Consider the following 12,350-nt stretch of genomic DNA (forward strand, 5'->3'; position numbering starts at 1 on the left):
GGGGGGGGCTGGGGGGGGTTTGTTCGGGTGTGGCGGGGCCCGGGGGGGGGGGCCCCCCCCCCCGGCCCGTCCGGCGAGGCCGGCGGCGGTTACGGGCGCGGACCGCCACCGGTGCGCTGGTAGATCAGACGCATCAACTGGTCGCGGCTCTCCTTGATGAGCTGGAGTGTGTCGCGGCCCGTCTCCTTGCCACGCGGGTCCGTACCCACGAAGCAGACCGTCCCCAGCACCGTGTCGGTGCGCTCGTCGATGAGCGGGGCGCCCGCGTACGTACGGATACCGATCAGGTCCACCACCTCGTTCGAGGCGAACCGCGGATACGCGTACACGTCCGGAAGTACCAGCGCCTTGCGGCGGTTGAGGACGTCCGGGCAGTACCCGTGGTCCCGGGACATGATCCGGCTCACCTCGGGGTTGCCGCCCGCCTCGGGACCGCCCTGACCCGACTGGGCCGCGGACGGCGTGTGCAGACCGGCGAAGAACTGGTGGCCGGTGATGAAGTTGACCATCGCGTACGGCGCGCCCGCCGCCTGGGCGAGCTGTGTCGCGAACGCGTCGAACTCGGCGTCGGGCATGTCCCCGAGGCCCAGTTCACGCAGCCGGGCCTCGCGGTGCGCCAATTCCATGTCGGGCGCGGGGAGATGCAGGCCCGCTTCGGTGTCGTAGGTCATGAAGTGGCTCCCAGATCGCTGGAGTGCTGAAGGGGTGATGCGGGGGGCGGCGTGTGGACGGCCCGCTCCCGCGTGCGGCGGAGCGAGACCGAGTGCGCGTAACTCACGAGGGAGACCAGCACGTGCTTCGCCGACGCGGGATCGCGCGCGTCGCAGAGCAACACCGGTACGTCCGACCTGAGTTCGAGCGCCTCGCGGACCTCTTCCGAGCTGTAGCGGTAGGCGTCGTCGGCGTCGAACTCGTTGACGGCGACGACGAAGGGCACATCGCGGCTCTCGAAGTACTCGACGGCGGCGAAGCAGTCCAGCAGCCGGCGGGTGTCGGCCAGGACGACGGCCCCGATGGCGCCCAGCGACAGATCGTCCCAGGTGAACCAGAACCGCTGCTGTCCCGGAGTGCCGAACAGAAGCAGCACCATGTTCTGCTTCTGGAGGGTGATCCGGCCGAAGTCCAGGGCCACCGTGGTGGTGGCCTTGTTCTCGATGCCCTCCAGCCGGTCGGTGCCCGTCCCGCTGCTCGCCGAGGTCAGGGTCTCCTCCGTCGAGAGCGGCTTGATCTCGCTGACCGCGCCGATCATGGTGGTCTTGCCCACGCCGAAGCCGCCACCGACCACGATCTTCAGGGCGATGGGATCGTCAGACGACATAGGTTCGTAGCCCCTCAAGCACTGCCTCCAGCAGATTCGGATCTTTCGGGTCGGCCGTTCTCGTGGGCATCGCCATGATCAACGCACCCTCGTCCAGCAGGTCGGAGAGCAGGATCTTCGCCACCTGGACCGGCTGGCCCAGGGTGGCGGCGACCTCGGCCACCGACCGTGCCTCGCCGCGGCAGAGCGCGAGACAGTGCGCGGCCTCCGGGCTGAGGTAGCCCTCCGGCGCCGTGGCACGTGCCTTGAGGAGCGACGACAGACTCATCTCGTTCGTGGGCCGCGTTCGCCCACCCGTCAGGGCGTATGGACGAATCTCGTGCTCATCGTCGTCCACCCAGGGGGTACCGTCTAAGGCCGCCATGATCAGTGCACCCGGTCGTCGACGGAGGACTGGCGCAGCCGCGGGGGCGTACTCAGGTGCTCGGGCACGCTCTTGACCAGCTGCCCCATCTCGAAACCGACGGCGCCGAGATCGGCGGTGTCGGAAGCCAGTACACCCAGCACGGCCCCGGGGCCGGCCATGGAAACGAAGAGCAGCCCGTTGTCGTGCTCGACCACCACCTGCCTGACCCTGCCGTCGGCGGGACCCTTGATGTCACGGACGCCGCCGGCCAGCGAGCACAACGCGGTGCTGATCGCGCTCAGCTTGTCCGCCGAGTCGATGCTCAGACCGTAGGAATGCTTGCGCACTCCGTCACTGGAAGCCAGGACGGCGCCTTCCGTTCCGGGGACGCGCCTGATGAAATCAGCCATCAACCAGTCCAGATCGGGCTGCTGGGCCGAAAAAACTTCGTTTGGCAAGAGAGTGACTCCGTAAGTGGTTGGGCGACCGCCGCGGGCAGCGTCAGCTCGTCTGGTCGGGGGGCCCCTGGGGGCCGTCTTCCGAGCTGGCGAGCCTGATGCCTGAGGCGAAACGAGCCATCAGATCCGGATTCGGTGCGACGACCTCACGGTCGGCGTCGGCGAGCCGCGGGAACTCCGGTCCGCGGTACGTCTCGCTCCGCCGGGGGAGAGTAGGCCGACGACCGGGGGAGTTGGTGGCGTCGCTGGGGGTTGAGGCCTGGGTGGATCGGGGGACCTCGGGGGGTGTGACGTCGGCAGAGCCGGTGGTGGAGCGGCCGGCACTGGATTGGCCGGAGTCGGGGTGGGCGGTGGCGGAGTGCCGGCCGCCGCCGGTGTAACCGGGGTTCGGGTGGCCCCCGTTGTGGCTGGAGTTGTGGCCGCCGCCGGGCTGGCCGTTGCTCGCGCCGTACGCGGTGGGCTGCCGCTGGGGGAGCGGGGCCGGGGCCTCGCCCGCGCCGTTGGATCCGGTCGAGGCAGTCGCCGTCGCGGCCGCGTGGGCGTTGGGTGAGCCGATGCGGCGTACGGACGGCGACTCACCGTGCGTACCGCGACCGCCACGGGCGGCGAGGGCGCCGGCCTCGGCGGGCAGGGGGCTGCGGTGGTCGGACGTGGACTGGGGGACCTGGTACGGCGGGTGGTGCGGAACCTGGTTCGGAATGTGCGGCACCTGATTCGGAACCTGATTCGGCACCTGGTGCGGTGCCGGCTGGGGGGTGTGCTGAGGCGCCTGCTGGGGGGACGGCTGGGGTGCCTGCGGGGCGGCCTGCGGGGCGGCCGACCACGCCGCGCCCGACGTGGGCTCGGTGGACGGCCCCGTACGCTGCGCGTGCTCCGCCCGCTGCTCCTGCTGGCGGCGCTGCTCCTGGTCCGGTGCCTGCCGCTGGACGGGCGGCGGCGGGGCTGCGTCGAGCAGCGCGCTCGGCAGTACGACGATGGCCTGGGTACCGCCGTAGATGTTGCGGCGCAGCGCGACGTCGATATCGTGCCTGCGCGCGATCTGCGCGACCACGAACAGACCGATCCGGCCGTCCTCCAGCTGCTCGCGGATGTCGAACTGGTCCGGCCTGGTGAGCAGCCGGTTCATCCGCTCCAGCTTCTCGGGCGCCATCGGCAGCCCGCGGTCGTCGATCTCGATCGCGAGACCGGCCGGGACACGCTCGGCGCGCAGCGTCACCTGGGTCTCCGGGGCGGAGAACCGGGCGGCGTTCTCGACGAGTTCGGCCAGCAGGTGGATGACCTCGGCCGCGGCGTAACCGGGCAGAGTGCCCTCGGGCGGCTGGATGACACGTACACGCGCGTACTGCTCGATCTCGGCGACGCCCTGGCGCAGCACGGTCGGCAGCGGGACGGGCTTGTTGATACGACGGGGGACCGCGCCGCCCATCACGGCCAGGCTCTCCACCTGGCGGCGGAACTGGGTGACGAGGTGGTCGACGCCGAAGAGACCGCCGAGCAGGTCCGGGTCCTCGACCTCGCTCTCCAGGTCGTCCAGCCGGGCCAGCGCGCGGTTGACCAGCGCGTGCAGACGCTGCGCGATGTTGACGAACACGTCCACCTGCTGGCGCGCGCCCGCCTCGGCGACCGCGGCCAGCGCCTGGTGCTGCGCGAGGCGCAGGGTCTGCTCGAGGTCCGCGAACGGATTGCCCTGGGCGACGGCGTGGGGCGCCGGCTCCAGGAGCTGGGGACGCTCGCCGCGGCTGATCTGCTCCAGCAGCCGGGCGATGTTCTTCTGCCCCTCGGTGGTCACGGCCTCGAACCGCTCGACCCACTGGCGGGCGGAGGTCGCGTTGGTGACCCGCTGCTCGTGCACGGCGGCCGAGACGGCGGCGGCCTTACGGGTGGCGGCGACCGTCGCGACCACGCCGAGGACGGCGGCGGCGGCCACGGCGGACCAGGTCGCCACGTCGTTCCCGACGAAGTGCCACGTGGACCACGCGCCGGCGGCCAGCACCACGACCGTGGCCACCGGCAGCAGGGCGAGAAAACGGATCCGTGAGCGCAGACCCTTCTCGGTGGCCAGGTTCCGGTTGGCCGTGGTGGGGGCCTGGGCCGTGTTCCCGGAGTTCTGGTTCTTCCGAGCGGAACGTCCGCGCCGCCGACCGCTACGACGGTCGGCAGGGGCGACGTGCGGGGAGAGTTCAGGCATAAATGTCCTCGGTACGACGGGGACCGGCGGATGAAGGTGAATGGGCCGCGCTTCGGCGCCGGCTTGGGGCTCCAGGGGCGTGTGCCGGTGGGGCGGGTACCGCTCGGGCGGGTGCCGGGTGGGCGTACGCCGGGCGTCGCGGGCCCGACGGGCCTTCCGAGACGCCCCCCGGCTCGCCGTTCCGTCCGCCGCCCTCGGGAGCTGCCACGTCGGCCGGCCGATGAATCCGGGCCGGCGGAACGAGCACGAGGGAGCGGACCATGTGTTTAAGGAGCCTTCACAGACGGGCAGTTGGACGGGTACAGGCACATGCCAGCGTCATTAAGAGCCATAACAAGCTTGGTGCGTGGCCGCGTTCGCCGCCACGGGCGGAAGGGGTCGTTCAGCGGTCGCTTGACCCCATGGGCTTCACAATGTGAATCGCACAAAAGCGGCTATTGGCTCGAACGCAAAGAGGCCGTCGGCAGGGCACGACGGCGATGCGACCGCCAAACGATCGTTTTCGCGGGGTGCGGCGATCGGTATGGGGGCCACTTGTGAGGAGAACTTGAGCAGTACTTGAGGAACAACCTCTCAAAGAGTGCATCGCAATCCTCTACTCAACTCTGCCCAGTGGCAAGGCACTTCAATCATGCTTGACCTTCACAACGCGGAGAATTCGTGAGCGAGGCCGTGAATATCCGGCAGTAGAGCTTGATTTGAGCGCGGATGCCCGTGATGTGGGTCACTCGGTACGGCCGATCACCCTCGGATCGTCGCTTCGATCGTCGCTTCGATCGTCACTTCGGATCGAACTCGCCGACGAAGCGCAGGACCTCGTCCAGCTGGTCCATGCTGAGCAGCCGGCTGCGCGGCCGGAGCATGCCGGAACTTCCGTACGCCCCCAGCTCCTGGCACCGGCGCAGCAGCCAGGGCCAGTCGATCGACAAATAGTCTGCCAGGGCCCGCAGCCGGTACGCGGAGGTGGGTCCGTCGATCACGCTGTGTGCGCGGGCGTGGTCGATCGCCTGGGTGTACGTACGGACCTGGGACCGCTGATCCGTAATGCCGACACGCCAGATCCCGTCCGAGCGGAGCCAGTTGGCCACAATCACCCGGTCGTCGGGTGCCAGGACGAATTCGTCGATCTGCGAGTACTCCTCCTCGGTGCAGATCCACACGGACAGCCCGTGCATCTCCATCAGGGCGACGGTGAGGAACAGCAGGATCCGCTCGTACGGCTCGCTGTCCTTGACCGACTTCTCCGGTATGCAGAACGCGTGCCCCGGCCGTACGGACGGATCGGCGCGCCGCGCCGCCGCACGACTGAGGTGCTCGTGCTTGTGCCGGAAGAAAAGCCAGGCCGCGCCTTCCTCGCCCGTCTGCTCACGCGTCCAGAAGAAAGGCGGTTCCGCCGCCTCACCGAGATGGCGCTCGATGTGCAGTGTGCAGAAGTACGAGCCCAGCCAGGCGGCACCCACCCGGGAGAGCTCCGGCATCGCCGACCGCGCCACGGCCGAGCGAGGCATCGCTAAATGGCTTTCCAGCTCACGTCGTTCACTGTCGAGAATGTGGTCGTCCGCGAGGAGGCTGTCCTCCAGGTTGAGCATCGCCCACACGATGCCGAACGTCAGGTCGTCCAGCCGGTACGGCTTCGGTATCGGCAGCGTCCCGCGCGGATCCGCGTCCAGCTGATAGCGCGCGCGGGCGGAGTCCAGTACGTAGAGTCCCTCGCCCCCGCTGCCGCCGAGCGAGGCTATGAGCAGGGCCCGTCGCGCGGGCGATACGAACGCGCGTAGATGCGGATTCTCCTCCACGGCGATCGCCACCACGTCGTCCTGCGACGTCGCCTCGTACATCTGGGCGGGCACCGCCGTACCGTCGAAGATCCGCATGCCGTCCAGATACCAGAGCCCGCCCGCGCCGGCCGCGGCCTCCGACGGCGAGAGGGAGGAACTGGACCACAGGGCGTCCATCGAGCGGGCGGTGGCGAGCGACGATCCGTGCGGCAGCCGCGCGGGGACGACCTCGCGGCTGGGCACGCGCTGGAGCAGCAGGTCCACCTCGACGCCGAGCATGTACGCGAGGACGGTGGCCGCGTCGCCCTGAGGCGACTGCGTACCGGCCAGCCACCGCTTGAAGGTGATGCGCGAGACGGAGACGTTGCCGACGCGGCTGTTGCCGTACTCCTTCGCGGCCCGGCGCGCGGCGAGGCTGAACTGCACGTCGAAGACGGCGAATTTCGCCCAGTTGAGCCGTTCGAGCAGCACCCGCAGCAGAGTCGGCGGGCGCTGTTCGGGGTGTCCGGCGGACCGGTCCGCGGGTCTCTCGACGGACTGGTCGGCGGTCTTCGGGGCTGCCTTCTCGACCGGGTGGTCGACCGGGTGATCCATGGAGTGATCGACGGAGCGGTCGACGGGATGACTGGCGGGGTGATCGACCGCGCGATCGACCGGGTGATCGAGCCGGCGATCGACCGGATACTCGTTCTCCTCAGGGGTCACGAGCCGAGCCCTCCTCGGGCAGCCAGAACGGTGCGGTCAGATAGTCGAAGCGGAAATTCCATCCAGCTGACTCATCCTCACGGTGTCGTACGCACGGTCGCAAATGCCAATTCTGGCGTCTCGGCAGACACATGATCACTCCGAGTACGCGCCGCTGTCCAGCAGAACCCTGGCCAGAGGATCCACGGTTAGTCAACAGCCCTCACTATTAGCGCAGTTGAGAGACAGGGGCCCCGGAGGCGGCGGATCCGGTCCGCCGCCGTACCGCCGCCCCCGCCTCCCGCGACCCTTTCCCGAGGTCAGTTCCGCTTCCGCGGCAGCTGCGCCAGGATCGTCAGGACCCCGAACGCCAGGATGACCACCAATCCCGGCCGGAGCATGGACAGCTCCTTGCCGGGCATGATCGCAGCCGTGACGACGGCGAGGCCGACGGCTCCGCCGACCTGGAGCGAACTGTTGAGCATGCCCGCGGCGAGCCCCTGCTCCTCGTCGGGCACCCCGTTGGTGCCCGCGACCATCAGCGTCGCGATGCTGAGTGCGAAGCCCACACCCCACAGCAGTGAGGCGGGCAGCAGAACGGTCCACAGGTCCGGCTCCGGACCGATGCGCAGAAACAGCAGATAGCAGGGCAGAAAGGCCACCAGCCCGGCCATCAGCACCCTGCGCACGCCGAACCTGTTCATCAGCGCGCCGAGCTTGGGCCCGATGACGACCACCATGAGCCCGGCGGGCAGGAGGACCAGTGCCATCTGCCACGGCCGCCAGCCCTGAAGGTCCTGCAAGTACAGGGCCAGCACGAACTGGAAGCCCATGGCACCCCCGTACAGCAGGGCGATGCTGATGTTGGCGGTCACCAGACCCCGGTTACGGAAGATGCCCAGCCGGATCAGCGGCTCCTTCACCGTGCGCTCGATCGCGACGAATCCCGCGAGCAGCAGCCCGGACAGGGCGATCCCACCGAGCGTCCGCCACGACGACCAGCCGGCGTCCGCCGCCGAGACCACGGTGAAGACGAGGAGCAGCATGCCGGCGAGCAGGGTCACGGCGCCGCCGATGTCGAGCCGTGGGCGTGCCGTAGGGGGCGGGTCCGGCGGCAGGAAGCGCAGCGCGCCGATCAGCAGCAGTACGGAGAGCGGGATCGGCAGGATGAAGATGGACCGCCAGTTCAGCCCGGCCAGCAGACCGCCGACGAGCAGCCCGGATGAGTATCCGGACGCTTCGAAGACGTTGAAGATCCCGAACGCCTTGTTGCGCTCGGGGCCTTCGCGGAAGGTCGTGGTGAGCAGCGACATGGCGGCCGGTGCGGCGAAGCCCGCCGCCATTCCCTTGACGAAGCGCGAGACGATGAGCAGCGCCCCGTCGTCGGCGAGCGCGCCGAACAGCGACACGACGGCGAACGCGGCCATCGAGAGCACCAGCACCCGCCGCCTGCCGAAGAGATCGGCGACCCGCCCGCCCAGCAGCAGGAAGCTGCCGAAGGCCAGGATGTACGCGCTGACCAGCCACTGCGCGGTGGCGGTGGTCATGCCCAGCTCGCGCTGGATCTCCGGGATCGCGACGACGATCATCGAGATGTCGAGCCCGTCGAGCAGGATCACCCCGCTGAAGATCATGAGCGAGATCCACAGCCGTGCGGGCCAGAGCCGGGAGTCCTCCTGTGGCTGTTGTTCACTCGTGGCCGGGCTCTCTGACATGGGTGTGTCCCCTCACGGCTGCTGATGGATGCCGCGAGCCTCACCGGCGGGCCGGAGACCGGCCAGCCCCCTGCCGTACGTGCGCCGCCTGTTCCTGCTACTGACAGGAACAGGTTCGAATCCCGTTCCGGGCGTACCGTCGGGAGCTATGGACGCTCGGGAGACGGCGGTGGAGACAGACGGCGGCGGTCGGGTGTTCGACCCCCACGCCGAGATCGGCGCGTTCCTGCGCACCCGCCGGGGGCGGCTGAGGCCGCAGGACGTGGGCCTGCCGCTGTACGGGAGGTACCGCCGGGTCCCCGGCCTGCGGCGCGAGGAGCTGGCGCAGCTCGCCGGGGTGTCGGTCGCGTATCTCACCCGCCTCGAACAGGGCAGGGGTCACAACGTGTCGGCGGAGGTCCTGGGCGCGATCTCCCGCGCCCTGCGGCTGACGGAAGCCGAACACGACCACCTCACCCGGCTGGCCAAGTGCCATCGGACGAACAGACACACCCCGCCGTCACCCGCGCGGGAGCGGGTGCGCCCGGCGCTGCGGGAGATGCTGACGTCCCTGGACGGCGTACCGGCGTACGTCACGGGCTGGCGCTCCGACCTCCTGGCGTGGAACCGCACGGCGGCGGCCCTCTTCGGTGACTGGGACCAACTGCCCCCGCGCGAACGGAACTGGGCACGCCTGCTTTTTCTGTCGCCCGGCTCCCGCAGGCTGTTCGACGACTGGGAGACCGAGGCCGCCGGCGCGGTGGGAGCCCTGCGCGTACACGCCGCCTGCCGCCCGGACGACCCGCGGCTGCTGTCACTGGTGACCGAACTCTCCACCAGGAGCGACGACTTCCGCCGCCTCTGGTCCCACCACGACATCAAGGAACACCACCACGGCACCACCCAGCTCCACCACCCGCTGGTCGGCGCCCTGACGCTGTCGTTCGAAACCCTTCAACTCCCGGACGGCTCCGACCAAACCCTCACGATCCACCACGCGGCGTCGGGCTCGTCGGCGGCCGAGAACCTTCGCCTGCTGACGAGCTGGGGGCCGCCGAGGCCGACGACCTCCGACCGCCACGAGCACCGATCGCCATATCCGCCATGATGTCCGGCATGATGCTGACCTTCGGCCCGGACCGCCGGACCCGCGAGTTCACGTGCGACTGCTGCGACGCGCTTGTCGAGCGGGCGTGGGACTTCATCCATGCCGACGGCGCTCCACACGCCGTGTACTTCGCGAACTGCTACCACCACACGAATCAGGATCACGACGCGTGGATAGACGTGATCTTCGGTACGTGGGGTGAAGGACCGGACAGCTGGGGTGACCACATCGCCTTCGCCTGCCGCGTCGGCCCGGTGGCTGGCCAGACCACCCCGGCCTCCACCCTGGTGACCGCCGGCCTGGCACACCCGGACGGCCCGCTCTTCGGCCTCAAGCTCGACCGCGAGAACGCTCTGCGGCACCCTCGGCTGAAAGAGTTCTGGCAGGTCTCGGACTTCATCCTGGAGAACGACCCTTTGGTGCGGGCGCACATCTACGGCCGGTAGACGAGATCTACGGCCGGTGGGCCGGTGGGCCGGCGGACCGGTGGACCGGTGGACCGGCGGACCGGCGGGGGCGGGGGCGTCGCCGTCTGCGCGCCGACCACGTCCGGCGGAAGGGTGGGTCGGTCCGTCCGTCGGCGATGTCCGGCGAAGGGCGGGGCGGTCCGAGGGCCGATCATCTCCGGTGGACGGGCGGGTCACGGGCCTCCGTCCGGCGAAGGGCGGGTCACAGGCCCCGTCCGGTGAAAGGCGGGTCAGAAGCCCGCCGTCGCGTGAGCGGCCGGGGTCATGTGGTCCGTGAACCAGGCACCGGCCAGTTCGGTGACCCTCTCCAGCGCGCCGGTCTCATCGAAGAGGTGGGTGGCGCCGGGAACGACCGCGAGCCGGTTCTCGCAGTGCAGCCGGGACTGGGCCGCGCGATTGAGGTCGAGCACCTGGAGATCGTCGCCACCGACGACCAGCAGCGTGGGCGCGGTCACCTCCGGCAACCGAGGCCCGGCCAGGTCGGGCCTGCCGCCCCGCGAGACCACGGCGGCGATACGGGCATCGGGCTCGGCGGCCGACCACAGCGCGGCGCCGGCGCCGGTGCTGGCGCCGAAGTACCCCACGGCCAGCCCCTCGCATTCGGGCTGTTCGCGCAGCCAGCCGGTGGCATCGGTGAGCCGCCCGGCCAGCAGCCCGGTGTCGAAGACGTTGGCCCGGTCCGCCTCTTCCTCCTCCGTGAGCAGGTCGAACAGCAGGGTGCCGAGCCCGGCCCGGTTCAGGCCGGCCGCGACGAAACGGTTGCGCGGGCTGTGCCGACTGCTGCCACTGCCATGCGCGAAGACGACGACCCCGGCGGCGCCCTCGGGCACGGTCAGTCGCCCGCGAAGCGTCGCACTGCCGAGCTGTATGTACGCGTCTCTGCCTGCCACGTTGTCCGCCTCTTCGTACGTTTTCCGATCGCCGTCGAGCGCGGGGCCCGATCGAGTCCGCCGGCTGCCCGCCGGGCGATCGCCCGCCTCCGCCAGGCAGGCGACGACCTCGTCGTCGTCGGTCTGGGCGAAGTCGACGTAGAACTGTCCGATCGCGTAGAAGTCCCGCGGGGTGTAGGGGCATACGTAGTCGTCGGCGTCGGAGCCCATCCGTTCGGTCCAGTCTCGCGGTGCCACGGGGACGGCCAGCACGATCCGTGCCGCCCCCCGGGCGCGAGCGATCCGGCAGGCGGCACGCGCCGTCGACCCCGTGGCCACCCCGTCGTCGACCACCAGTACCGTGCGCCCCTCCAGCCCGATCGGCGCACGTCCGCCCCGGTACCGGCGGGCGCGGCTGTCCAGGACCTCCCGCTCATGGGCCTCGACACCGGCGAGCTCGTCCTCGGTGACGCCCGTCATACGCACCACGTCGTCGTTGATCACGCGGACGCCGCCCTCGCCGATCGCGCCCATCCCCAGCTCCGAGTGGAACGGCACGCCCAGCTTGCGCACAAGACAGACGTCCAGGGGCGCGTTCAGTGCCTCGGCGACCGCCGCGGCGACCGGAACCCCTCCACGGGGCAGACCCACGACCACGACTTCGGTGCCCTCGAGATGTCTCAGAGAACCGGCCAGCTGCCGGCCGGCATCCCGGCGATCCATGAACAACACGGCTCGACCTCCTTGCCTCGAGAGGAACGCGAACGAGCGGCGCGAGGAATGTTCCGTTACGTCTATCATCGTCCATTTGGGTGAGGGACGCGCGCCGCGACAGGGACCGTGCGCCGCGATGTGGCGTGGGACCTTCGGCCGCCGAAGCGGTCCTGTTCGGCTCAAGCGTGCGTGCGGGGCACACAGTGAACTGATGGGGACAGCGCTAAGGGGGGCGATTCCCCCTCTCCCAAGGAGACGGCCGATGAAAGTCTCGGAAGTGATGACTTCTCCGCCGGAGACGGTCACTCCGGACTCCTCGCTGGCCGAGGCGGTCCGGCGGATGGCCGAGGGCGGTATCGGATCCCTCCTCGTAACCGAGGACGACACTCTGCGCGGAATCGTCACCGACCGTGATCTCGCGGTACGCGGGCTGGGCCACGGACTCGACGGGGAGACGCCGGTGGAGGCCGTCATGTCGGCTCGGGTCGTCACGGTGGACGCGACCGACGACGTACACGTGGCGTATCGGACCTTCCGCCGCGCCGGGGTGCGCCGGCTGCCGGTCCTGGACGACGGCCGACCGGCGGGGATGCTGACCGTCGACGACCTGCTCCTGGACGTCTTCGAGCGACTGGCCGACCTCCTGGGGCCGGTCGCGTGGAGCGTCCTCGCGGAGCCGCCCGGCCCGCCCGTGGCGACTGGGCCGCGTCGCTGACCGGCACCGCG

At 70.0% G+C, this 12,350-nt stretch carries 11 protein-coding genes; 3 read left to right on the top strand and 8 right to left on the bottom strand.

Annotated elements, in window-relative coordinates; genetic code table 11:
- Positions 1–89: 89 nt before the first annotated feature.
- The 7 genes from ACFWHU_RS36130 to ACFWHU_RS36160 all read right to left on the bottom strand — a co-directional run bounded on the left by ACFWHU_RS36130 (position 90) and on the right by ACFWHU_RS36160 (position 8,487).
- A complete protein-coding gene (locus tag ACFWHU_RS36130) occupies positions 90–671 on the bottom strand; it encodes a GAF domain-containing protein (RefSeq protein ID WP_385793884.1) in 582 nt (193 codons plus the stop codon).
- Entirely contained in the window at positions 668–1,318 is a 651-nt protein-coding gene (locus tag ACFWHU_RS36135) for an ATP/GTP-binding protein (RefSeq protein ID WP_387230364.1), read from the bottom strand. The genes ACFWHU_RS36130 and ACFWHU_RS36135 overlap by 4 nt, the downstream gene beginning before the upstream one ends.
- A complete protein-coding gene (locus ACFWHU_RS36140; RefSeq protein WP_335755266.1) occupies positions 1,308–1,586 on the bottom strand; it encodes a DUF742 domain-containing protein in 279 nt (92 codons plus the stop codon). The genes ACFWHU_RS36135 and ACFWHU_RS36140 overlap by 11 nt, the downstream gene beginning before the upstream one ends.
- A gap of 98 nt (positions 1,587–1,684) precedes the next feature.
- A complete protein-coding gene (locus ACFWHU_RS36145; RefSeq protein ID WP_385793879.1) occupies positions 1,685–2,074 on the bottom strand; it encodes a roadblock/LC7 domain-containing protein in 390 nt (129 codons plus the stop codon).
- 91 nt (positions 2,075–2,165) lie between these two features.
- Positions 2,166–4,310 carry an ATP-binding protein gene (locus ACFWHU_RS36150; protein ID WP_385793877.1) on the bottom strand — a complete coding sequence of 715 codons (2,145 nt, stop codon included), beginning with the start codon at positions 4,308–4,310 and terminating at the stop codon, positions 2,166–2,168.
- Positions 4,311–5,089: 779 nt separating this feature from the next.
- Positions 5,090–6,793 (bottom strand): hypothetical protein, encoded by a 1,704-nt coding sequence (locus tag ACFWHU_RS36155; RefSeq protein WP_387230367.1) that lies wholly within the window; start codon positions 6,791–6,793, stop codon positions 5,090–5,092.
- A 299-nt stretch (positions 6,794–7,092) separates the two neighbouring features.
- Complete coding sequence (locus ACFWHU_RS36160; protein ID WP_387230369.1) at positions 7,093–8,487, bottom strand: MFS transporter; 1,395 nt, start codon at positions 8,485–8,487, stop codon at positions 7,093–7,095.
- Positions 8,488–8,635: 148 nt separating this feature from the next.
- Between ACFWHU_RS36160 and ACFWHU_RS36165 the strand changes: the two genes are divergently transcribed.
- Both ACFWHU_RS36165 and ACFWHU_RS36170 read left to right on the top strand, forming a co-directional pair.
- Entirely contained in the window at positions 8,636–9,574 is a 939-nt protein-coding gene (locus tag ACFWHU_RS36165) for a helix-turn-helix domain-containing protein (protein ID WP_387230371.1), read from the top strand.
- 8 nt (positions 9,575–9,582) lie between these two features.
- Positions 9,583–10,020 carry a hypothetical protein gene (locus tag ACFWHU_RS36170; RefSeq protein ID WP_387230373.1) on the top strand — a complete coding sequence of 146 codons (438 nt, stop codon included), beginning with the start codon at positions 9,583–9,585 and terminating at the stop codon, positions 10,018–10,020.
- A gap of 251 nt (positions 10,021–10,271) precedes the next feature.
- Here the strand turns inward: ACFWHU_RS36170 and ACFWHU_RS36175 are convergent, their stop codons facing one another.
- Positions 10,272–11,642: a phosphoribosyltransferase family protein gene (locus tag ACFWHU_RS36175; RefSeq protein ID WP_387230375.1), complete on the bottom strand. Its 1,371-nt coding sequence runs from the start codon at positions 11,640–11,642 to the stop codon at positions 10,272–10,274.
- Positions 11,643–11,886: 244 nt separating this feature from the next.
- Between ACFWHU_RS36175 and ACFWHU_RS36180 the strand changes: the two genes are divergently transcribed.
- On the top strand, positions 11,887–12,339 hold the full coding sequence (locus ACFWHU_RS36180) for a CBS domain-containing protein (RefSeq protein ID WP_387230377.1): 453 nt from the start codon (positions 11,887–11,889) through the stop codon (positions 12,337–12,339).
- Positions 12,340–12,350: the final 11 nt, after the last annotated feature.

The sequence above is a fragment of the Streptomyces sp. NPDC060366 genome (assembly GCF_042725135.1).
GTDB lineage: Bacteria > Actinomycetota > Actinomycetes > Streptomycetales > Streptomycetaceae > Streptomyces.

Excerpts from the sequence above, each read along its gene's own strand:
- ACFWHU_RS36180 (WP_387230377.1), top strand. The coding sequence starts at position 11,887 with ATGAAAGTCTCGGAAGTGATGACTTCTCCGCCGGAGACGGTCACTCCG.
- ACFWHU_RS36160 (WP_387230369.1), bottom strand. The coding sequence starts at position 8,487 with ATGTCAGAGAGCCCGGCCACGAGTGAACAACAGCCACAGGAGGACTCC.
- ACFWHU_RS36170 (WP_387230373.1), top strand. The coding sequence starts at position 9,583 with ATGATGCTGACCTTCGGCCCGGACCGCCGGACCCGCGAGTTCACGTGC.
- ACFWHU_RS36145 (WP_385793879.1), bottom strand. The coding sequence starts at position 2,074 with ATGGCTGATTTCATCAGGCGCGTCCCCGGAACGGAAGGCGCCGTCCTG.
- ACFWHU_RS36165 (WP_387230371.1), top strand. The coding sequence starts at position 8,636 with ATGGACGCTCGGGAGACGGCGGTGGAGACAGACGGCGGCGGTCGGGTG.
- ACFWHU_RS36135 (WP_387230364.1), bottom strand. The coding sequence starts at position 1,318 with ATGTCGTCTGACGATCCCATCGCCCTGAAGATCGTGGTCGGTGGCGGC.
- ACFWHU_RS36150 (WP_385793877.1), bottom strand. The coding sequence starts at position 4,310 with ATGCCTGAACTCTCCCCGCACGTCGCCCCTGCCGACCGTCGTAGCGGT.
- ACFWHU_RS36130 (WP_385793884.1), bottom strand. The coding sequence starts at position 671 with ATGACCTACGACACCGAAGCGGGCCTGCATCTCCCCGCGCCCGACATG.
- ACFWHU_RS36140 (WP_335755266.1), bottom strand. The coding sequence starts at position 1,586 with ATGAGTCTGTCGTCGCTCCTCAAGGCACGTGCCACGGCGCCGGAGGGC.